Source organism: Paraburkholderia sp. EB58, assembly GCF_050436665.1.
GTDB lineage: Bacteria > Pseudomonadota > Gammaproteobacteria > Burkholderiales > Burkholderiaceae > Paraburkholderia.
Genome location: NZ_JBNDMQ010000028.1, coordinates 20,112 through 41,776, shown reverse-complemented (window position 1 = coordinate 41,776; position 21,665 = coordinate 20,112). Strand labels below are relative to the sequence as shown.

Annotated in this window: 22 protein-coding genes; 13 read left to right on the top strand and 9 right to left on the bottom strand. The window is 62.4% G+C overall.

Annotated elements, in window-relative coordinates:
* Window positions 1–24: 24 nt before the first annotated feature.
* The 10 genes from P3T40_RS31645 (at window position 25) to P3T40_RS31600 (ending at window position 10,234) form a co-directional block, all read left to right on the top strand.
* A complete protein-coding gene (locus P3T40_RS31645) occupies window positions 25–1,176 on the top strand; it encodes a DegT/DnrJ/EryC1/StrS family aminotransferase (protein WP_429271657.1) in 1,152 nt (383 codons plus the stop codon).
* 6 nt (window positions 1,177–1,182) lie between these two features.
* Window positions 1,183–2,235 carry a glycosyltransferase gene (locus P3T40_RS31640; protein ID WP_429271656.1) on the top strand — a complete coding sequence of 351 codons (1,053 nt, stop codon included), beginning with the start codon at window positions 1,183–1,185 and terminating at the stop codon, window positions 2,233–2,235.
* Window positions 2,232–3,167, top strand: coding sequence for a formyltransferase (locus tag P3T40_RS31635; RefSeq protein ID WP_429271655.1), 936 nt, complete (start codon window positions 2,232–2,234; stop codon window positions 3,165–3,167). The genes P3T40_RS31640 and P3T40_RS31635 overlap by 4 nt, the downstream gene beginning before the upstream one ends.
* A complete protein-coding gene (locus tag P3T40_RS31630; RefSeq protein WP_429271654.1) occupies window positions 3,164–4,210 on the top strand; it encodes a bifunctional UDP-4-keto-pentose/UDP-xylose synthase in 1,047 nt (348 codons plus the stop codon). The genes P3T40_RS31635 and P3T40_RS31630 overlap by 4 nt, the downstream gene beginning before the upstream one ends.
* A gap of 11 nt (window positions 4,211–4,221) precedes the next feature.
* On the top strand, window positions 4,222–5,118 hold the full coding sequence (locus tag P3T40_RS31625; protein ID WP_429271653.1) for a polysaccharide deacetylase family protein: 897 nt from the start codon (window positions 4,222–4,224) through the stop codon (window positions 5,116–5,118).
* A gap of 52 nt (window positions 5,119–5,170) precedes the next feature.
* Window positions 5,171–5,632 (top strand): peroxiredoxin, encoded by a 462-nt coding sequence (locus tag P3T40_RS31620; RefSeq protein ID WP_429271652.1) that lies wholly within the window; start codon window positions 5,171–5,173, stop codon window positions 5,630–5,632.
* Between the two features lie 102 nt (window positions 5,633–5,734).
* Window positions 5,735–5,866, top strand: coding sequence for a hypothetical protein (locus P3T40_RS31615; RefSeq protein ID WP_429271651.1), 132 nt, complete (start codon window positions 5,735–5,737; stop codon window positions 5,864–5,866).
* 104 nt (window positions 5,867–5,970) lie between these two features.
* Window positions 5,971–7,824, top strand: a complete 1,854-nt coding sequence (locus tag P3T40_RS31610; RefSeq protein WP_429271650.1) for a PhoH family protein — start codon at window positions 5,971–5,973, stop codon at window positions 7,822–7,824.
* Window positions 7,825–8,082: 258 nt separating this feature from the next.
* On the top strand, window positions 8,083–9,291 hold the full coding sequence (locus tag P3T40_RS31605; protein WP_429271649.1) for an NlpC/P60 family protein: 1,209 nt from the start codon (window positions 8,083–8,085) through the stop codon (window positions 9,289–9,291).
* 136 nt (window positions 9,292–9,427) lie between these two features.
* Window positions 9,428–10,234: an SDR family NAD(P)-dependent oxidoreductase gene (locus P3T40_RS31600; protein WP_429271648.1), complete on the top strand. Its 807-nt coding sequence runs from the start codon at window positions 9,428–9,430 to the stop codon at window positions 10,232–10,234.
* Window positions 10,235–10,269: 35 nt separating this feature from the next.
* Here P3T40_RS31600 and P3T40_RS31595 read toward each other — a convergent pair whose 3' ends face one another.
* The 8 genes from P3T40_RS31595 to P3T40_RS31560 all read right to left on the bottom strand — a co-directional run bounded on the left by P3T40_RS31595 (window position 10,270) and on the right by P3T40_RS31560 (window position 16,242).
* Complete coding sequence (locus P3T40_RS31595) at window positions 10,270–11,280, bottom strand: inorganic phosphate transporter (RefSeq protein ID WP_429271647.1); 1,011 nt, start codon at window positions 11,278–11,280, stop codon at window positions 10,270–10,272.
* Window positions 11,280–11,906 (bottom strand): DUF47 domain-containing protein, encoded by a 627-nt coding sequence (locus P3T40_RS31590; RefSeq protein WP_429271646.1) that lies wholly within the window; start codon window positions 11,904–11,906, stop codon window positions 11,280–11,282. Before P3T40_RS31590 ends, P3T40_RS31595 begins: the two co-directional genes overlap by 1 nt.
* A gap of 117 nt (window positions 11,907–12,023) precedes the next feature.
* Window positions 12,024–13,409 carry a replicative DNA helicase gene (locus tag P3T40_RS31585; protein ID WP_117333773.1) on the bottom strand — a complete coding sequence of 462 codons (1,386 nt, stop codon included), beginning with the start codon at window positions 13,407–13,409 and terminating at the stop codon, window positions 12,024–12,026.
* A 171-nt stretch (window positions 13,410–13,580) separates the two neighbouring features.
* The gene (gene rplI / locus P3T40_RS31580) at window positions 13,581–14,033 is read right to left on the bottom strand and encodes a 50S ribosomal protein L9 (protein ID WP_429271645.1); all 453 of its coding nucleotides are present in this window, start codon (window positions 14,031–14,033) and stop codon (window positions 13,581–13,583) included.
* A gap of 27 nt (window positions 14,034–14,060) precedes the next feature.
* Window positions 14,061–14,336, bottom strand: a complete 276-nt coding sequence (gene rpsR, locus P3T40_RS31575; RefSeq protein WP_074264854.1) for a 30S ribosomal protein S18 — start codon at window positions 14,334–14,336, stop codon at window positions 14,061–14,063.
* Between the two features lie 2 nt (window positions 14,337–14,338).
* Window positions 14,339–14,638, bottom strand: a complete 300-nt coding sequence (gene priB, locus P3T40_RS31570) for a primosomal replication protein N (RefSeq protein WP_429271644.1) — start codon at window positions 14,636–14,638, stop codon at window positions 14,339–14,341.
* A gap of 39 nt (window positions 14,639–14,677) precedes the next feature.
* Entirely contained in the window at window positions 14,678–15,052 is a 375-nt protein-coding gene (gene rpsF / locus P3T40_RS31565; protein WP_429271643.1) for a 30S ribosomal protein S6, read from the bottom strand.
* Between the two features lie 275 nt (window positions 15,053–15,327).
* Complete coding sequence (locus P3T40_RS31560; RefSeq protein ID WP_429271642.1) at window positions 15,328–16,242, bottom strand: LysR substrate-binding domain-containing protein; 915 nt, start codon at window positions 16,240–16,242, stop codon at window positions 15,328–15,330.
* A 205-nt stretch (window positions 16,243–16,447) separates the two neighbouring features.
* Between P3T40_RS31560 and gcl the strand changes: the two genes are divergently transcribed.
* The 3 genes from gcl (at window position 16,448) to P3T40_RS31545 (ending at window position 20,132) form a co-directional block, all read left to right on the top strand.
* The gene (gene gcl, locus P3T40_RS31555) at window positions 16,448–18,223 is read left to right on the top strand and encodes a glyoxylate carboligase (protein WP_429271641.1); all 1,776 of its coding nucleotides are present in this window, start codon (window positions 16,448–16,450) and stop codon (window positions 18,221–18,223) included.
* Window positions 18,224–18,347: 124 nt separating this feature from the next.
* Window positions 18,348–19,157, top strand: coding sequence for a hydroxypyruvate isomerase (gene hyi, locus P3T40_RS31550; protein ID WP_429271640.1), 810 nt, complete (start codon window positions 18,348–18,350; stop codon window positions 19,155–19,157).
* Between the two features lie 66 nt (window positions 19,158–19,223).
* A complete protein-coding gene (locus P3T40_RS31545; RefSeq protein ID WP_429271639.1) occupies window positions 19,224–20,132 on the top strand; it encodes a 2-hydroxy-3-oxopropionate reductase in 909 nt (302 codons plus the stop codon).
* Between the two features lie 415 nt (window positions 20,133–20,547).
* Here P3T40_RS31545 and P3T40_RS31540 read toward each other — a convergent pair whose 3' ends face one another.
* The gene (locus tag P3T40_RS31540; protein WP_429271638.1) at window positions 20,548–21,588 is read right to left on the bottom strand and encodes an asparaginase; all 1,041 of its coding nucleotides are present in this window, start codon (window positions 21,586–21,588) and stop codon (window positions 20,548–20,550) included.
* Window positions 21,589–21,665 lie beyond the last annotated feature (77 nt).

The window sequence follows — 21,665 nt, the reverse complement described above, 5'->3', positions numbered from 1 at the left end:
CTATTTCTTTCGAGCGAAGCATTCATGAGCCAGTCATCAGTCCCGTTTTTGCCGTTTGTCCGTCCGGAAATCGATGAAGAGACCATCCAGGGCGTGGCCGAGGTGCTGCGCTCCGGCTGGATCACGACCGGCCCGCAGAACCAGGCGTTCGAAGCCGCGCTGTCGGAGTTCTGCGGCGGCCGTCCTGTGCGCACCTTCAACTCCGGCACGGCCACACTGGAAATCGGCCTGCGCATCGCCGGAGTCGGCGAAGGCGACGAAGTCATCACCACGCCCGCCTCATGGGTCTCCACCAGCAATGTGATCTACGAAACGGGCGCAACGCCGGTGTTCGCCGACATCGATCCGAAGACCCGCAACATCGATCTGGATCTGCTCGAGAAAGCCATCACGCCGCGCACCAAGGCGATCATCCCGGTTTATCTGTCGGGCCTGCCGGTCGACATGGACCGGCTCTACGAAATCGCCCGCGCCTACAAGCTGCGCGTGATCGAGGACGCCGCGCAGGCGTTCGGCTCCACCTGGAAAGGCGAGCGCATCGGCAAGCTCGGCGACATCGTCTCGTTCAGCTTCCACGCCAACAAGAACCTGACTTCGATCGAAGGCGGCGCCTTGGTGCTGAACAACGAGGAAGAAGCCATCCTCGCCCAGAAATACCGGTTGCAGGGCATTACCCGCACGGGCTTCGACGGCATGGACTGCGATGTGCTCGGCGGCAAATACAATCTCACGGACGTGGCTGCGCGCGTCGGCCTCGGCCAGTTGCCGCATCTGGAACGATTCCTCGCCCAGCGCAAGAAGCTCGTGCGGGCCTACTTTGCGGGCTTCGAGGGCGGTGCCGCAGTCAAGCTGGGTATGGGTCTGCCGGTTGCTGACTTTGAAAACAGCAACTGGCACATGTTCCAGATCACGCTGCCGCTGGAAAAACTGTCCATCGACCGCGCCGGTTTCATGGGCGAGTTGAAGGAGCGCGGCATCGGCTCGGGCGTGCATTACCCGGCGATCCACCTGTTCACGCTGTACCGTGCGCGCGGCTTCAAGGAAGGCATGTTCCCGCATGCGGAGCGTTTCGGCGCCACCACGGTCACGCTGCCGCTCTTCACGCTGATGAACGAAGGCGACGTGGCGCGCGTGTGCCGGGCGGTCAATGAAATTTGCGAACAATACGGAAAATAAGCGGAAATGAGTCAAACGGAACATCGCTACCCGATGTCTGATACGCCGGAAGTTTCGGTCATCATCCCGGTGTACAACGAGGAGGCTGGACTGGCCGCGCTGTTCGCGCGCCTGTATCCGGCGCTCGATGCGCTCGGCACCGCCTACGAAGTGATCTTCATCAACGACGGCAGCCGCGACAAGTCCCCCGCGTTGCTGGCCGAGCAGTTCCGAAAGCGCCCGGACACGTCGCGCGTGATCCTGCTCAACGGCAACTACGGTCAGCATATGGCGATCCTCGCCGGCTTCGAGCAGTCGCGTGGCGATATCGTCATCACGCTCGACGCCGACCTGCAGAACCCGCCGGAAGAAATCGGCAAGCTGGTCGAGAAGATGCGCGAAGGCTACGACTATGTGGGCACGATCCGCCTGCAGCGTCAGGACAGCCTGTGGCGCCGCAAGGCCTCGCGCGCGATGAACCGTCTGCGCGAGCGCATCACGCGCATCAAGATGACCGACCAGGGCTGCATGCTGCGCGCGTACAGCCGCCACATCATCGACACGATCAACCGCTGCGGCGAAATCAACACCTTCATTCCGGCGCTGGCCTACACGTTCGCGCAGAACCCGGTTGAAATCGAAGTCGCGCACGAAGAACGCTTTGCCGGCGAATCGAAGTATTCGCTGTACTCGCTGATTCGCCTGAACTTCGACCTCGTGACCGGCTTCTCGGTCGTGCCGCTGCAGTGGCTGTCGTTTATCGGCGTGATCCTGTCGCTCGGCTCCGCCGCCCTGTTCGTGCTGCTGCTGATTCGGCGCTTCATCATCGGCGCGGAAGTGCAAGGTGTGTTCACGCTGTTCGCCATCACGTTCTTCCTGCTCGGCGTAATCATCTTCGCGCTCGGTTTGCTGGGCGAATACATTGGCCGGATCTACCAGCAGGTGCGTGCGCGCCCGCGTTATCTGGTGCAGACGATTCTCGAACAGCGCGACGGCACCACCGTCGCCGAGGCGCCACGCCAGGCCGTGGTGCAGGCGGTCCAGCCCGCGCCGCTCATCGATCAGGGACCCAACCCATGAAGCCACGCGCGGTCGTATTCGCGTATCACAACGTCGGCGTGCGCTGCCTGCAGGTGCTGCTCGCGCGCGGCGTGGAAGTGGCGCTGGTCGTCACCCATGAGGACAACCCGAGCGAGAACATCTGGTTCGGCAGCGTGGCCTCCGTCGCCGCGAGCTACGGCATTCCCACCGTAACGCCGGCCGACCCGAAGAGCGCCGAGCTGCGCGCCGCGGTCAGCGCCGCGCGCCCGGATTTCATCTTCTCGTTCTATTACCGTCACATGTTGCCGGTCGACCTGGTCGCGCTCGCCGCGCGCGGCGCCTACAACATGCACGGCTCGCTCCTGCCGAAGTACCGCGGCCGCGTGCCGACCAACTGGGCGGTGTTGAAGGGCGAAACCGAAACCGGCGCGACCCTGCACGAAATGGCCGCCAAGCCCGATGCAGGCGCGATCATCGCCCAGACGCCGGTGCCTATCCTGCCGGACGACACCGCCGCGCAGGTGTTCGACAAGGTCACGGTGGCCGCCGAGCAGACTCTCTGGCGCGTGCTGCCGGCGTTGCTCGCCGGTGAGGCGCCGCATCTGCCGAACGATCTGGCGCACGGCAGCTACTTCGGCGGACGCAAGCCGGAAGACGGCCGGATCGACTGGAGCCAGCCGGCGCAGGACGTGTACAACCTGATTCGGGCGGTGGCACCGCCCTATCCCGGCGCGTTCACTGAGATCGACGGCCTGCGCTTTATCGTTGCGCAGGCGCGCCTCGCCCGCCCTGGCGCGCTCCGCTCGGATTTGCCCCCGGGCCTCCACGTAAGCGATAATGCCGTTTTTGCGGTGTGCGGCGATGGCCGGGCCATCGCCATCCACGAATTGCGGCGCCAGCACGAGGGCCAAGAGTCCGTCGTCTCCCCAGCCGAATTCACCCAGCTCATTCAATCTTCCCGTCATTCATGAAAAAAGTCCTGATTCTGGGTGTCAACGGCTTCATCGGCCATCACCTGTCCAAACGCATTCTCGAAACGACCGATTGGGAAGTATTCGGGATGGACATGCAGACCGAACGCCTCGGCGACCTCGTCAATCACGAACGGATGCATTTCTTCGAAGGCGACATCACGATCAACAAGGAGTGGGTCGAGTATCACGTGAAGAAGTGCGACGTGATCCTGCCGCTCGTCGCGATCGCCACGCCGGCTACTTACGTCAAGCAGCCGCTGCGCGTATTCGAACTGGACTTCGAGGCGAACCTGCCCATCGTGCGTTCGGCTGTGAAGTACGGCAAGCACCTCGTGTTCCCGTCCACCTCCGAGGTCTACGGCATGTGCACGGACGAGCAGTTCGACCCGGAAGAGTCGCAACTGTCGTATGGCCCGATCAACAAGCCGCGCTGGATCTACGCGTGCTCGAAGCAGTTGATGGACCGTGTGATCTGGGGTTACGGCATGGAAGGCCTGAACTTCACGCTGTTCCGTCCATTCAACTGGATCGGCCCGGGCCTCGACTCGATCTACACGCCGAAGGAAGGCAGCTCGCGCGTGGTCACGCAGTTCCTCGGCCATATCGTACGCGGCGAGAACATCAGCCTCGTCGACGGCGGCGCGCAAAAACGTGCCTTCACGGACATCGATGACGGCATTGGCGCGCTGATGAAGATCATCGAGAACAAGGACGGTGTGGCGACGGGCAAGATCTATAACATCGGCAACCCGACCAACAACTTCTCGGTGCGTGAGCTCGCACACAAGATGCTGGCACTGGCCGCGGAATTCCCGGAATACGCGGAAACCGCCAAGCAGGTGCAACTGGTCGAAACGTCGTCGGGCGCGTACTACGGCGCGGGCTATCAGGACGTGCAGAACCGCGTGCCGAAGATCGACAACACGATGCAGGAACTCAACTGGGCGCCGAAGTCGACCTTCGACGAAGCGCTGCGCAAGATTTTCGAAGCGTACCGCGGACACGTCGCCGAAGCGCGCGCCCTCGTCGAACAGCAATAAGGGCGCTCGCCTTGCCTCGTATCGTTCTGAAGATCGACGTCGACACGCTGCGCGGCACTCGCGAAGGCGTGCCGAATCTCGCCCGCATCTTCGACCGTTTCAAGGCGCGCGCCACCTTCCTCTTTAGCCTCGGGCCCGACCATACAGGTTGGGCGATGCGCCGCGTGTTGCGGCCGGGCTTTCTGCAGAAGGTGTCGCGTACCTCGGTGGTCGAGCACTACGGCATCAAGCAACTGATGTACGGCGTGCTGCTGCCCGGACCGGATATCGGCGCGCGGGCGTCGTCGGACATGCGTGCGATCCACGAAGCCGGTTTCGAATGCGGCATCCATACGTGGGACCACGTTTATTGGCAGGACAACGTGCGCACGCGGGCGCGCGACTGGACCGTCGCGCAGATGCAGAAGAGTCACGACCGTTTCGTCGACATCTTCGGCACGCCGCCCGTCACACACGGCGCAGCCGGCTGGCAGATGAACGGCCATGCGTTCGAGCAGATCGACGCCTGGGGCATGCGGTATGCGTCCGACGGGCGCGGCCATTCGCCGTATTTCCCAGTGGTGGATGGCAAGACGCTCTCGCATGTGCAGATGCCGACCACACTGCCCACGCTCGATGAAGTGCTCGGCGTCGATGGCGTCGAACTGGACAACGTCGCCTCGTGGATGTTGAAGCGCACCGAGAACAATCCGCACGATCAGGTGTTCACGCTGCACGCCGAACTCGAAGGGCAAAAGCTCGCCCCCATCTTCGAGCAACTGCTGGAAGGCTGGCGGGCTCAAGGCCACACGTTTGCGACGATGGGCGACTATCACGCCACGCTGGACCGCAGCACGCTGCCATCGTACCCTGTCACCTGGGGTGAGATATCAGGCCGTTCCGGCGAATTGATCGTGCAGCCATCGTGAGCCGGTCGCGGTAGATCAGCCTGACGCCTGACCATAACAACCGGAGAACCCCGTGCCCATCGCAGTCGACCAACCCGTCCCCGACTTTACCGCCCCCGCAACCGGTGGCGACATCACGCTGTCCAGTCTTCGGGGCAAGAAGGTGGTGCTGTATTTCTATCCAAAGGACAACACGCCGGGCTGCACGACCGAAGGTCTGCAGTTCCGCGACCTGTATCCGAAGTTCAAGAAAGCCGGCGCCGAGATCCTCGGCGTGTCGCGCGACAGCCTGCGCTCGCATGAGAACTTCAAGGCCAAGCTCGAACTCCCCTTCCCGCTGATCTCCGATCCGGAAGAAAAGCTCTGCGCGCTCTTCAACGTCATCAAAATGAAGAAAATGTATGGCAAAGAAGTACGGGGAATCGAACGCTCCACGTTTGTCATCGACAGCGAGGGCGTCCTGCGCCACGAGTGGCGTGGCGTGAAAGTACCAGGTCATGTCGATGAAATTCTGGAGGCTGTACAAGCGCTGTGAGGCGCGTTATATTGGGCTGCAATGAGTGCCTGTCCACCCCATTCTTTCCGCGGCTGCGCCGCACATCATGCCTCAGTGGTTGAGGCAGAGAGGCGCAACGCGATGACCGAAGTCGAGCCGCTTGCCCCGTTTATCGGGGCGGCGGCTTTTTTAATTGCGCGAAGCCGTTCATTTGTTCGGCCACGCGCTCTCGTCAAGGAGCCGATCGAAAACCAGGCGAACCGGCATTTCTAGACCGAAAGCGCGCCTCCGGGCGCAAACTGCGTGTGCCATACGGCACACCGGCAGAATGCGACAGGCGGCGCACGATATGTGACCCGATTTTTTCGAGGGAAACCATGCCTTTGCCTACCGCACCCAGCAAGCTCGGCAATCTCCTACCGCCTGACGAATACAAGGCCAAGGCCACGCCGGCCCGGTCTGCAAAAAAACAGGCGAGCGAAGGGGAGCAAGCAGAGTCCGCCGATTTCGGCCCCGCCAGCGTTGCCACGCCCATGGCGCGCGCTGCCAACGCAGCCACCACCTTGCGGCCGGTCCCAGCCTCTTCTTCCGGCGACACCGTCGAGCAGGCTGCTCCTGCACGTAGCCGGAAAAGCAAACAAACCGCCGCGTTGCTGCAACCGGTGCCGACACCTGCCGTCCGTCAGGAATCGGCTCATGCCGAACCCGCCCAGCCGGCAACGGCCGAACCGGTCGTCGCACGCGCCGGCAAGCAGCCCGCCACCAGCACCACGGCCGCCCCCGCGACGACCACTCGCGGCAGCGCCAAAAAGCGCGGCAGTGCGGCCGAGCAGATCGAAACCCGCAAGCTGTTCGTGCTGGACACGAACGTGCTGATGCACGATCCGACCTGCCTGTTCCGTTTCGAGGAACACGACGTCTATCTGCCGATGATGACGTTGGAAGAACTCGACAACCACAAGAAAGGCATGTCGGAAGTCGCGCGTAACGCGCGCCAGGTCAGCCGCACGCTGGACGCACTCGTGGCCAACGGCGGCAATATGTCGGACGGCATTTCGCTGTCACGCCTAGGCAGCCGCGAGGCCGCCGGACGCCTGTATTTCCAGACCAAGCTGACTGATATCGAACCGGTTGAAGGCCTGCCGCAAGGCAAGGCGGACAACCAGATTCTCGGCGTCGTGCGCGCGCTGCAACGCGACCGCATGGACCGCCAGGTCGTGCTGGTGTCGAAAGACATCAACATGCGGATCAAGGCGCACGCGCTGGGTCTGCCCGCTGAAGACTACTTCAACGACCAGGTTCTCGAAGACAAGGATCTGCTCTATTCCGGTATCCGCGCGCTGCCGCAGGACTTCTGGACCAAGCACGCCAAGGGCATGGAGAGCTGGCAGGACACCAAGACGGGCACCACGTATTACCGTGTGACCGGACCGCTGTGCGCCTCGATGCTGGTCAACGAGTTCGTTTATCTGGAACCGCAGAACGGCGAACCGGCATTTCACGCGCTAGTGCGTGAACTGAATGGCAAGACTGCGCTTCTGCAGACCTTGCGCGACTACGGCCACCACAAGAACAACGTGTGGGGCATCACGGCGCGCAATCGCGAGCAGAATTTTGCGCTGAACCTGCTGATGAATCCGGAGATCGATTTCGTCACGCTGCTGGGTCAGGCCGGTACCGGCAAGACGCTCGTCGCACTGGCGGCGGGTCTCGCGCAAGTACTCGACGACAAGCGTTACAACGAGATCATCGTGACGCGGGCGACGGTACCGGTCGGCGAGGACATCGGCTTCCTGCCGGGTACGGAAGAGGAAAAGATGCAGCCATGGATGGGTGCATTCGACGACAACCTCGAAGTGCTGCAGAAGACCGACGACGCAGCCGGCGAATGGGGCCGTGCTGCAACCCAGGAACTGATCCGTTCGCGCCTGAAGATCAAGAGCATGAACTTCATGCGCGGTCGCACTTTCGTCGACAAGTATCTGATCATCGACGAGGCGCAGAACCTGACGCCGAAGCAGATGAAGACGCTGGTCACGCGCGCGGGTCCGGGGACGAAGATCATCTGTCTCGGCAACATCGCGCAGATCGATACGCCGTATCTGACGGAAGGTAGTTCAGGCCTCACCTACGTGGTAGATCGCTTCAAGGGCTGGGCGCACAGCGGGCACGTGACGCTGGCGCGCGGTGAGCGCTCGCGCCTCGCGGATTACGCGTCCGATATTCTGTAGGCTGAGTCGCCTTACCTTTGTTGCTTGAGTTGTTCGAAAGCCACGCCCGGGTCACACCGGGCGTGGCTTTTTTTCGCCTATACAAGGGCCTGCCGGGATGGGGAGGACCTGGCTTCGATAGCGGGTAAGGCCGGCAAAGCAACACTTAGCGCGTAAACTTCAAGTAATTTATCAACTTTGCTTGCTCACGCCATGGTGGACGGGCTACCATCCCGACATCGCCCGCTTTAAGCGAGTGTTTACGCTCGCCTTGTCTTCATGCGCCGACTTGGGTTTTCGCTGCTGATCCTTCTGCTGCTCGCCGCCTGCTCCAGCGCGCCGCAGCGGGTTTCGCGCAACTCGAGCGGCTCTTCGTCAGCGTCCAACGGCGCCTGGCGCACTACCCCGCCCGGCTTCCCGAACTTCGTCGATCACAGCATTGGACGCGAGGAAATCTCCATCCAGGCGATGAGTCTTGTAGGCATCCCATACCGTTGGGGCGGTAATACGCCCGATAGCGGCTTCGATTGTAGCGGCCTGGTTCGCTATGTCGTCGCGCGCTCGGCCTCGGTGAATCTGCCGCGTACGACCGCCGATATGAGCGGCAGCGGCGCGTCGATCGAACCGGATGAAGTCGCCGCCGGCGACCTGATCTTCTTCAACACGACAGGACGGCCCCATTCCCACGTCGGCATTTATGTGGGCAAGCTGCGCTTCGTCAATGCGCCTTCGACGGGCGGCACGGTTCGCATCGATTACCTGACCAATCCGTATTGGGCCAAGCGCTTCGACGGCATTCGCCGGGTGGCTGCACCCACTCACGCGCCGACGCCGTTCGAGACGCCGACTTATCAGGCATCGAACCCGCCGCCAGAGAGGGTGACTCCGGTTCCGGCGGAGCCGCAGACGTCTTATGCGGGCGCTGCGGTGACCCCAACTCAACCGGCAGCCGGGTCGCAGCCGTCCTATGCAGCGGCTGAGCCTGCAATTGCGCCGTCGCAACAATCGCAGCGCGTCGCAGCCACGATGCGTGCGCCGCTGACGACGACCGCCGTCCAATCCTCGCCTCAGCCTGCTGCCGCATCCGCGGATGCCTTTGAGCCGCCGCCACCAGCGATGAGCGCTGCACAGATGCAGGCGCGTGAAGCAGGCGCCGTCACGCCGGCGACCGTTTCCGCTGAGCGGACTCAAGCCGACGCAGGCGCCATGGCCGCGACCTCGGCCACCTCTAACACCTCCACTACCGCCGAAGCGCCTGTGCGGTCCGCTGTGCCAGTGAGCGTCGCCCACGCGTCGGACCCGATCGACGCCGCCGCCGACGCCTTCGAACCACCTCCACCCGCCTCCGTCGCGGTTCACCAGGAACAGCAGGCCGGCTCGAGCGGCGGGGTGCAGATCATGCGCGCGTCGACCCATTCGCGCGCCATCCCCGCCCCCACGCAGTCCAGCGACGACCCGATCGCGCACTTCGCGAACGGCAACTTCTGATCGACGGGCGCGGGCCGCCCTCGCCCCGCCCTTGCCTCGCACTCACCCAAGTCCCGCCATTGAATGCGCCCGTGACCACGCGCGACTATGCTATCTGCTATCGTCCCCGATATTCCTTCGACGGCAGGTACTCACCATGGATCTTGGACTGAAAGACAAAGTAGTGCTGGTCACAGGCGGCAGCAAAGGGATCGGCCTTGCCTGCGCACGCGCGTTCGCGGCCGAAGGCGCGAAGGTGGCGATCGTCTCGCGCGATCCGGCGAATCTCGCCCGCGCCCGCGAACAACTGGCGAGCGAAGGCTTGCACGTGCACCTGACGCGTGCCGACCTGCACGAGCCGCATGGCGCGGCCGATATCGTCGAAGAAGTCACCACAGCGGTCGGCCCGATTGACGTGCTGATCAACAGCGCGGGCGCCGCCCGCCGCTACGACCCGGAGACGCTCGATGCCGCCGCCTTCAGGGCTACCATGGAGGCGAAGTACTTCCCGTACATTTACCCGCAGCAGGAAGTGCTGCGCCGCATGGCAGAACGGGCGAAATCAGGTGAAGCCGCCGAGCCGGGCACGATCGTCAACATCATCGGCATGGGCGGCAAGGTGGCGAGCGACATCCATATCGCCGGCGGCGCCGCCAATGCCGCGCTGATGCTGGCGACCGTCGGGCTCGCGCATTACTACGCGCGCTACGGCATCCGCATCAATGCGATCAATCCGGGGGCCACCCTGACGGAGCGCGTCGAGGAAGCGTTGAAACTGGAAGCCGGCCAGCAAGGGATAGACACCAAGGAGGCGCTGGCGCGCGGTCAGGCCAAAGTGCCGCTCGGGCGCTTCGCCAAACCGGAGGAAATTGCCGACGTCGCGCTGTTTCTGGCGAGCCGGCGCGCGAGCTATGTGACGGGCGCGATCGTCCCGATGGACGGTGGCAGCGCGCCGCTCATCTGAACGCGGCGCGCCGGCATGGCAAGGACAGCTGGGCGCTACAGGAAGCGGTGACCGAGCCACCAGCCCGCTGCGGCCAGCACCGCTGAGGCGGGAATCGTCAGAATCCACGCCCAGACGATATTGCCGGCCACACCCCAGCGCACGGCGCTCAACTTCTGCGTAGCGCCTACGCCGACAATGGCGCCGGTAATCGTATGCGTGGTGGAGACCGGAATGCCGAGGAAGGAGGCAATAAAGAGCGTGATCGCCCCGCCCGACTCCGCGCAAAAGCCGCCCACCGGCTTGAGCTTGGTGATCTTCTGCCCCATCGTGCGGACGATGCGCCAGCCGCCGAACAGCGTGCCCAGACCCATGGACAGATAGCAGCCGCCGATCACCCAGAGCGGCGGCGCATCGGCAAGCGACGACGCGTAGCCCGTCGCGATCAGCAGCATCCAGATGATGCCGATGGTCTTCTGCGCGTCATTGCCGCCGTGCCCGAGGCTATACAAGCCGGCGGAGATCAGCTGCAGGCGCCGGAAGCGCCGGTCGACCTTGCTGGGTGGCGTGCGGAAGTAGATCCACGAGACCGCCAGCATGAAGAACGAGCCCAGCACGAAGCCGAGCAGCGGCGAGATAAAGATGAACGCGACCGTCTTCATCAGACCGTCGAAGTTCAGCGAGTGCCAGCCCGATTTGGCGAGCGCCGCACCCACCAGCCCGCCAATCAGCGCATGCGACGAACTGGACGGAATGCCGTAGTGCCACGTGACGATGTTCCAGCCGATCGCGCCAACCAGCGCGCCGAAGATCACATAGTGATCGACGATGGCCGGGTCGATCGTGCCCTTGCCGACCGTCTGCGCGACCTTTAGGTGGAAGATGAAATAGGCAATGACGTTGAACGCCGCCGCGAAGGCGACCGCCTGTTGCGGCTTGAGGACGCCGGTGGACACGACGGTGGCAATCGAATTCGCCGCGTCGTGAAAACCATTCATGAAGTCGAACACCAGCGACACGGCGACCAGGAGGGCGACGGCCCAGATGGCAAGTTGTATCGATTGCATTAGGCGTTTTCCAGCACGATGCCTTCGAGAATGTTCGCCACGTCCTCACATTTGTCGGTGATCGTTTCGAGCAGTTCGTAGACCGCCTTCAGCTTGATCAGCGTCTTGACGTTGTCTTCCTCGCGAAAGAGCTTCGATATGCCCGCGCGCAGCACGCGGTCGGCTTCGGATTCCAGACGGTCGATTTCCTCGCACGCCTTCAGGATCTGGCTCGCCTGCTTCATATCCGACAGCAGGCTGACCGCAAACTGCACGCGCTCGGCGGTCGCTGTGCAGATGTGCGCCAACTGGCTCGCCTCGGAGGTCACGGCCTGCACGTCGTACAGGGAAATCGCGGTGGCAACGTCCTCCATCAGGTCGAGGATGTCGTCCATCGTGGTGATCAGCTTGTGGATTTCGTCGCGGTCGAGCGGCGTGATGAACGTCTTGTGCAGCAGATCGATGGTTTCGTGCGTGAGCTTGTCTGCAGCCTTCTCGGCCTTCTGCACGTTTTGCTTATGGATCTCGGCGTCCTGCAGATTGTCGATCAGCAGCTCGAGTTCGTGGCTCGCCGAGACAATGCACTTTGCGTGCTCGTTAAAAATTTCAAAGAACTTGCCCTCGGTGGGCATGAATCGACCGAACATTGGGATCCCGGAATTTTGGTCACGTCATGGCTGACATAAAACCGCAATATTGTACCGTTACCGGGGTTCGGTCGCACTTTTGAAAGCGCCGTTGCAACAGCGCTTTCACTAATCTCTTTACTCGCCGTAGAAATTCTGCGCGCCCGCAAAATTATCAAACTTCGTGTATTGACCGTGGAATGTGAGGCGAACAGGACCGATCGGGCCGTTACGCTGTTTACCGATGATGATTTCCGCAGTGCCCTTGTCCGGGCTGTCGGGGTTGTAGACCTCGTCGCGGTAGATGAACAGGATCACGTCGGCATCCTGCTCGATAGCGCCCGATTCGCGCAAGTCCGACATGATCGGACGCTTGTTCGGACGTTGTTCAAGACCCCGATTCAACTGCGATAACGCGATGACCGGAACGTCGAGTTCTTTGGCCAGACTCTTGAGCGAGCGCGAGATTTCCGAGATTTCGGTTGCGCGGTTTTCGCCCGAAGACGAACCACTCATCAGCTGCAGGTAGTCGATGATGATCAAGCCCAGCTTGCCGCACTGGCGCGACAGCCGGCGCGCCCGCGAACGCAGTTCCATCGGGTTCAGACCGCCGGTTTCGTCGATGAAGATTTGCGCTTCGCTCATCTTCTGCACGGCGTGGGTCAGCTTCGGCCAATCCTCGTCGGTCAGGCGGCCCGTCCGCATGCGGTGCTGGTCGAGCCGGCCCACCGAGCCGAGCATACGCATCGTCAGCTGGGTGCCCGGCATTTCCATGGAGAACACTGCGACCGGCAAACCGTATTCAACGGCCACGTACTCGCCGATATTCATCGAGAACGCCGTCTTGCCCATCGACGGCCGGCCCGCCACGATGATGAGTTCGCCACCGTGCATGCCGGAGGTCATCCGGTCGAGGTCGACGAAGCCCGTCGGCGTGCCGGTCACGTCGCTCGGATTGGCGGTGTGATATAGCGTGTCGATCCGCTCGACCACCTGGGTCAGCAGTGGCCCAATTTCCAGAAAGCCCTGCGTGCCGCGTGCGCCGTCTTCGGCGATCGAGAACACCTTCGATTCGGCCTCGTCCAGCAACTGGCGGACTTCCTTGCCCTGCGGATTGAATGCATCCGCGGAGATTTCGTCCGCAACCGACACCAGACGCCGCAACACGGCGCGATCACGCACGATTTCCGCGTAACGGCGGATATTGGCCGCGCTCGGCGTGTTCTGCGCCAGCGCATTCAGGTACGCGAGACCGCCAACCTCCTCCGCCTTGCCCGAGGTACCAAGCGCCTCATAGACCGTGATCACGTCGGCCGGGCGCGTCGCCGCGATCAGCTTGCCGATGTGTTCGAAGATGATGCGGTGGTCATACCGGTAGAAGTCGCTCTGCGACAGGAAGTCGGCAATGCGGTCCCATGCGGCGTTGTCGAGCAGCAGGCCGCCCAGCACCGATTGCTCGGCCTCGATCGAATGCGGCGGGACTTTCAGCGACTCGAGTTGGGGATCTTTGGACGGTGCGTTCATGGGATGGAATTATCGGGGTAAATGAGCGCCGAGGGAAATCTAAACTCGCGATTTTGCTGCCCGAGCCACGGGGCCGGAAAACAAAAAATCGGGCAACAAAAAAGGCAGGGGCCGGTCACCCGGCCCCTGCCCTTCGCCAGTCAAACTACCTGGCAAATACTGCCTGGGTGCTTAGACGTGTTCGCCCAGCACCGACACCGTCACATCGACGAGAACGTCGGTGTGCAGCGAGATTTGCACCGGATGGTCGCCGACCATCTTCAGCGGGCCTTCCGGCAGGCGCACTTGCGCCTTTTCCACTGCGAAGCCTTGCTTGACCAGTGCGTCAGCGATGTCAGCGTTCGTCACCGAGCCGAACAGACGGCCGTCGACGCCAGCCTTCTGGCCGATCTGAACCGTCGAGCCTGCCAGCTTTTCGCCTTGAGCTTGAGCAGCTGCCAGCTTTTCAGCGGCAACCTTTTCCAGTTCTGCACGGCGAACTTCGAATTCAGCGATTGCGTCCTTCGTTGCGCGGCGTGCGTGCTTGTTCGGGATCAGGAAGTTACGTGCGTAACCATCCTTCACCTTGACGATGTCGCCCAGGTTGCCCAGGTTGACGACTTTTTCCAGAAGAATAACTTGCATTCTGATGCTCCTTGTCGCGTCGTCGGGTTAGGCCTTGTGCTGGTCGGTGTACGGCACGAGCGCGAGGAAACGCGCGCGCTTGATTGCCGTGTCCAGCTGGCGTTGATAGTGCGACTTCGTACCCGTGAGACGCGCCGGCGTGATCTTGCCGTTCTCGCCGATGAAGTCCTTCAGCGTTTCGATGTCTTTGTAGTCGATCTGGTCGACACCAGCTGCCGTGAAACGGCAGAACTTCTTGCGCTTGAAGAGCGGATTTTGTTGCTGACGACGCTTGTCGAATTTCTTACCAGTCGGGCGGGGCATGTTCAGTCCTTTCCAATGTCCTGCAATGCTGTGATGTGAAATACCAGGGTTCTTGCGTTGCGGCTTTTCTTCGCCAGGAAGCCGGTGAAGAGCGTTTCGACGCCCATTACACAGCTTTCCAGCTTGCCGCTCGCCTCGCCGGCCGCCACCGCGGGCATCGTCAATTCAACTTGCCGGGCAATGCCGGCTTCGACGACTTCAGTGCGGTGTTGCAACGTGCAGCTTGCGATCGGAACGCCGGCGGGGGTATACCGCACCGGTTCGCGTTCAACGACGCTGGCTGTGAGTTGCAGCCGATTCACGAGAGCGACGCTTTGGCCTGGTAGCTTAAATAGTGTGTCTTAAGCCTGCGCTTCGGACGGCTGCGTAGCAGCTGCCTTCTTGGCTTCTTCGCGCTGCACTTCCTTCATCATCGGCGACGGGCCGGTTTCGGCCTTCTTCATCTTGACGATCAGGTGACGCAGAACGGCGTCATTGAACTTGAATGCGTGTTCCAGCTCGTCGAGCGTGGCTTGGTCGCATTCGATGTTCATGCAGACGTAGTGAGCCTTCGCGAGTTTCTCGATCATGTAGGCCAGTTGGCGACGGCCCCAGTCTTCGATACGGTGGATCTGGCCACCGTGCGACGTGATCGTAGTCTTGTAACGCTCGATCATGGCGGGCACCTGCTCGCTCTGATCGGGATGCACGATAAAGACGATTTCGTAATGACGCATATTCACTCCTTGTGGATTAAAGCCACCCGGGCGTCGGACCGGTGTGGCAAGTGAGAAGCCGAAGATTGTAGCCCGAATGGGGCCGGGTTGCAACATATCCCGTTAATTCGCCGCCCGATTCGGGTGTGTTTTCAAGGGTTTAGGGCCAAAAACCGCTGCGCACACCATCCGGCACTGAAATAAAGTCTCGGGCACGCTGTCCCGGCGCCACTCCGGACATGCCTGATCGCACCGTAGATCACGCCCGGAGCGCACCCCGCAAGCCCATCGACGTGCTAATACGTGGCGCGGTTCCAGTAGTCCTCGCTCGCGTAGACCTCTTTCAGATAATCGATGAAATAGCGCACCTTCGCCGGCACATAACGCTGCTGCGGGTAGACCGCGAGGATGTCGTAATCCGGCAGCGCGAATTCGTCGAGCACCGTTTCCAGCTCGCCGCGTGCGAGTTGCTGATGGATTTCCCAGGTCGAGCGCCAGCCGAGGCCGAGTCCTTCAGACGCCCAGCGGTGCAGCAATTCCCCGTCGTTGCAGTCGAGCGTGCCACCGACCCGCACCGTCGCCAGTTTGCCGTTGCGCCGGAAATACCAGCCGCGGTTCTGGCCCCCTTGCAGGTTGAAGGCGAGGCAGTTGTGCTGCGGCAGGTCTTCGAGCGTTTTCGGCCTGCCGTGTGTGCGGAAATACTCCGGGGTGCCGCACACCACACGCCGGTTCGAGGCCAGCTTCACTGCGACGAAATTCGGATCGACCGCGCCGCCGATGCGAATCGACAGGTCATAGCCTTCGCGCACGAGGTCCACCACCCGGTCGGTCAGATTGAACGAAAGCTGCAATTCGGGCTTGTCGGCGAGAAATGGCGGCGCGAGCGGCGCGACATGTTTGCGGCCGAACGCGGCCGGCGCCGACACGATCAGATGCCCGCTCACCGCCCGGCGGCCCGCCGCGAGTTCGTTTTCGGCCTGATCCCATTCCGACAGCAGCCCGCGGCAGCGCTCCAGAAACGCGGCGCCCTCTTCGCTTACTACGAGGCGCCGCGTCGAGCGGTACATCAGCTTCACGCCGAGGCGCTTTTCCAGCGCATCGATACGCCGCCCAAGGATCACCGGCGATACGCCCTCCTCCAGCGCCGCAGCGGCCAGGCTGCCAGCGTCGGCCACGCGCACGAAGGTTTCGATCTGTTTGAAGCGGTCCATTGTCGTCTCCTGTCGACCGGAGTTAGCGCTTTAGCGCTTACTCCCATCCCATGCAAGCGGGTTGCAACCGCCTTGCGCCCGCCGTCATTCCATACTTTTTGTTTCGAAATAAGCGACCCGGACTGATCTTATCAAACCTTTGGGTCAGGCCTAAAGTGGCTCTCAACCCCTTCGATCCGCATTCACAGACATTCAGGAGACATTCATGGCCAAGATGAGAGCCGTCGACGCAGCCGTGCTGGTGCTCGAAAAAGAAGGCATCGACACCGCTTTCGGTGTACCGGGCGCCGCCATCAACCCGTTCTACTCGGCCATGCGCAAGGCCGGCAACATCAGCCATGTGCTGGCGCGTCACGTCGAAGGTGCATCGCATATGGCCGAAGGCTATACGCGGGCCCAGCCGGGCAACATCGGCGTGTGTATCGGCACGTCGGGCCCCGCCGGTACCGACATGATCACCGGTTTGTACTCCGCTCAGGCTGACTCGATTCCTATTCTGGCTATCACGGGTCAAGCGCCACGCGCGCGTCTGTACAAGGAAGACTTCCAGGCCGTCGATATCGAATCGATCGCCAAGCCCGTCACCAAGTGGGCCGTCACCGTGCGCGAACCGGCGCTGGTGCCGCGGGTGTTCCAGCAGGCCTTCCATCTGATGCGCTCGGGCCGCCCGGGTCCGGTGCTGGTCGATTTGCCGATCGACGTGCAGCTCGCCGAGATCGAATTCGATATCGACACCTATGAACCGCTGCCGGTCTACAAGCCGAAGGCAAGCCGCAAGCAGATCGAAGCCGCCCTCACGCTGCTCAACGATTCGGACAAGCCGCTGATCGTCTCCGGTGGCGGCGTGCTCAACGCAGCCGCGGAAGACCTGCTGGTCGAATTCGCTGAAACGGTCGGCGTGCCTGTGATTCCCACGCTGATGTCGTGGGGCGCCATCCCTGACGATCATCCGCTGATGGCCGGCATGGTCGGCCTGCAGACGTCGCACCGCTACGGCAACGCGACGATGCTCGCCTCCGACTTCGTGCTCGGCATCGGCAATCGCTGGGCCAACCGTCATACGGGCAGCGTCGAGGTTTACACCAAGGGCCGTAAGTTCGTGCATGTGGACATCGAGCCGACGCAGATCGGCCGTGTGTTCGGCCCGGACCTCGGCATCGTGTCGGACGCGAAGGCCGCACTCGAACTGTTCGTCGAAGTGGCGAAAGAATGGAAGGCTGCCGGCAAGCTGAAAGACCGCAGCGCATGGGTCGCAGATTGCCAGCAACGCAAGCGCACGCTGCAACGCAAGACGCACTTCGACAATGTGCCGATCAAGCCGCAACGCGTCTACGAAGAGATGAACCAGGTGTTCGGCCGCGATACGTGCTACGTGAGCACGATTGGCTTGTCGCAGATCGCCGGCGCGCAGTTCCTGCACGTCTACAAGGCACGTAACTGGATCAACTGCGGCCAGGCCGGCCCGCTCGGCTGGACGATCCCGGCAGCACTCGGCGTACGTGTCGCGGACCCGCAACGTCCGATCGTCGCTTTGTCTGGCGACTACGACTTCCAGTTCATGATCGAAGAACTCGCAGTCGGCGCGCAATTCAAGCTGCCCTACGTGCACGTGGTCGTGAACAACTCGTACCTCGGATTGATCCGCCAGGCACAGCGTGCATTCGACATGGACTTCTGCGTGCAGCTCGCGTTCGACAACATCAACGCGCCGGAAGTGAACGGTTATGGCGTGGATCACGTGGCAGTGGCCGAAGGTCTCGGTTGCAAGGCGATTCGCGTGTTCAAGCCGGAAGAGTTGAAGCCGGCGCTGCAAAAGGCGCAGTCGATGCTCTCCGAGTTCAACGTGCCGGTGATCGTCGAAGTGATCCTCGAGCGTGTGACCAACATCTCGATGGGCACCGAAATCGACGCCATCAACGAGTTCGAAGAACTGGCGGCCAAGCGCGAAGATGCGCCGAGCGCCATCAGCATGCTCGACTGAGCCTGCCTAGTTTGCATGCTTAGTTTGATCTGATCCGTCGCGCGGTTCAGCGTGTTCCACATCCACACGCTGCGCCGCGCGGATCGAAGTTGTTCCATTGACCGACCAACGAGACCCCAGCACCATGCCGAAATTTGCAGCCAATCTCACCATGCTGTTCAACGAAGTCCCGTTCCTCGACCGCTTCGTGGCCGCAGCGGACGCGGGCTTTCACGCCGTCGAATTCCTGTTCCCGTACCCGTACCAGATCGCCGAACTGGCCGAGCGTCTGCAGCAGAACCGTCTGAAGCTCGTCCTGCACAACCTGCCCGCCGGCAACTGGGAAGCGGGTGAACGCGGCATCGCCTGCCTGCCGGATCGCGTTGGCGAGTTCCAGGAAGGCGTCGGCCGCGCGATCGAATACGCGAAGGCCCTAAAAGTGCCGCAACTGAACTGTCTCGTCGGCATTCCCGGCCCGGGCGTCGATCCCGGCCGCGCCCATGCGACGATCGTCGACAACCTGCGCTTCGCTGCCGCCGCGCTGAAGAAAGAAGGCATCAAGCTGCTGGTCGAGCCGTGCAATTCGTACGACATCCCAGGCTTTGCGCTGAACCGTTCGTCCGAGGGGCTGGATGTGATCCGCGCCGTCGGCTCGGACAACCTGTTCCTGCAGTACGACATCTATCACATGCAACGGATGGAAGGCGAGCTCGCCGCCACCATCAAGAAGAACCTGACTTCGATCGCGCACATCCAGTTGGCCGATAACCCGGGCCGCAACGAACCGGGCACGGGCGAAATCAACTACCCGTTCCTGTTCGACCTGCTCGACTCGCTCGGCTACAACGGCTACATCGGCTGCGAATACAAGCCGCGCACGACGACCACCGAAGGTCTGGACTGGATACAGCGCGTGGCCGGCCAGGCACGCGGCGCGGCGCACGTAGCCGCCTGAGCGGCATCAACAACGCCCTCGTCCCGACACAGACTCTCGCCCCCAACCCACTGGAGACATAAACAAATGGCAAAGATTGGTTTTATCGGCCTCGGCATCATGGGCGCGCACATGGCGCGCAACCTCATCAAGGGCGGTCACTCGCTGTTCGTGAATGGCGCGTATCCCGTCCCGGAAGATCTGAGCAAGACGACTACGGTAGTCGCGGATTCGACGGCTGTTGCTCAAGCGGCTGACATCGTGATCATCATGGTGCCGGACACCCCTGATGTCGCCAACGTGCTGTTCGCCGACGACGGCGTCGCCAAGGGTCTCACGCAAGGCAAGCTGGTGATTGACATGAGCTCGATCTCCCCGCTCGACACGCAAGCCTTCGCGAAGAAGATCAACGCGCTGGGCGCCGACTACCTCGACGCACCGGTTTCGGGCGGCGAAGTCGGCGCGCGCGAAGCCTCGCTGACGATCATGGTCGGCGGTCCGGAAAAGGCTTTCGCACTCGCCAAGCCGCTGTTCGAACTGATGGGTAAAAACATCTCGCTGATCGGCGAGAACGGCGCGGGTCAGACCTGCAAGGTCGCGAATCAGATCATCGTCGCGCTGAACATCGAAGCGGTGGCTGAAGCGCTGCTGTTCGCCGCGCGCTCGGGCGCCGATCCGGAGCGCGTGCGCAAGGCATTGATGGGCGGCTTCGCATCCTCGCGGATCCTCGAAGTGCACGGCGAGCGCATGACCAAGCGCACTTTCGACCCAGGCTTCCGTATCGAACTGCACCAGAAGGACCTGAACCTCGCACTCGACGGCGCACGCAAGCTCGGCATCGCGCTGCCGCATACGGCGAGCGCGCAGCAACTGTTCAGCGTCTGCGCTGCAAACGGCGGCAAGGCATGGGATCACTCCGCGATGGTGCGTGCACTGGAAATCATGGCGAACTTCGAAGTGGCTCAAGCGCCGGGCAAGGAAGCGAAGGCGGCTTAACGCCGACCGCAATATCGGTTGCCGTGGGCTTCACGGCAACCGGCAGGTGGGGCGTCCGGTGCGGTGCGCGGCACGCGCAGCGCACCGGACAAATCGTGCCGCTCTGGGCTGAGAGCGGCAAGTGGGGTCCGCAGCGGCACCCGGCGACGCCGGGGAAGCCTTGGTCGGTCAGACGTCGTTGTCGGGTGTCCGGCTGTCGGATTTCAGGGTCCACCACTTCTTTTATTTACGATCAAAGCGAGCGGATTTCACGATCGCTTATGCAGCCATGTGGCACAGCGCCCAGGCTGCGCGTTGACTTCGGCGCACGCCGGCACAAATAACAACGCGGCAATAAGGGCAGGTCACCCCTATTGCCGCGTTTTCGTTGAGGAGGCCGGTCAACGCGCGAAAGACGACGCGCGGCTCTTCCCGCTCAGTACGTATCGAAGATTTTCTGCAGCGCCACCGCCCCCGTGCCCCCAGCCGCGAGCGCCAGCATCAGCAGCACGCGCGCCTTGTATGGATTGAGCGAGCCCGCCGTGACAAACCCAAGTACATCATCCGGCGCGGCGCCGTTGCGCATCACATGGCCCGAGCCGACCCGCGACGAGCGCACCACCACCACGCCCTGCGTCACGGCATCGACCAAGGCCTGCTGCACCGACGAATGAATCGAGCCGTTGCCTGTGCCGGCGACGACGATGCCGCGCACGCCCGCCGCCACCAGCGCGTCGACGGCGATCCGTGAAACACCCGCATAGCTCACGACGAGCTCGACATTCGGCCACTTGGTGCCGATCACAAATTCCGTGTCAACCGTATGCGGACGCACGACCTTGCGCTGGAATTCGACGCGGCCGTCCTGCACCCAACCGAGCGCGCCGACTTCCGGCGACTGGAACGCATCGACCGCGTAGGTGCTGGTCTTGACGACGTCACGCGCGCAATGAATGCGGTTGTTGAAGGCCACCAGCACGCCCTGCCCGTGCGCGGCCGCGCTCGCCGCGACCGTCACGGCATTGAGCAGATTCAGCGGGCCATCGGCGGAGAGCGCCGATGCGGGCCGCATCGCCGCGGTCAAGACAACCGGTTTGGTCCCTTTGACGGTCAGATGCAGCAGATACCCGGTTTCTTCGAGCGTGTCGGTGCCGTGGGTAATCACGACGCCGTCGATTTCGTCGCTTGCCAGCAGCGTGTTGACGCGTTGCGCGAGCGTGGTCCACAGCGCGAGCGACATGTCCTTGCTATCAACGCTGGCAATCTGCTCAGGCTGGATCTGCGCGACGCCCGACAGCGCGGGCACAGCCTCGAGCAGGCGGTCTACGCCGACCACGCCGGCCTGATAGCCCGAAGTATTGGCGGCATCGGCGGCGGAGCCGGCAATTGTGCCGCCCGTCGCCAGGACAGCAATGCGCGGCAGCCCGGGCGCCCCGGCAGCCGGTGTTCCAGAGGAGGAGGAAGTCAAAGTATTCATGGCGGCGATTGTAAGCGATGCGCCGCTCGCCGCCATGCGGTCAAACGGGAATGCCGGGCGTGAGTCACAACCTCGCT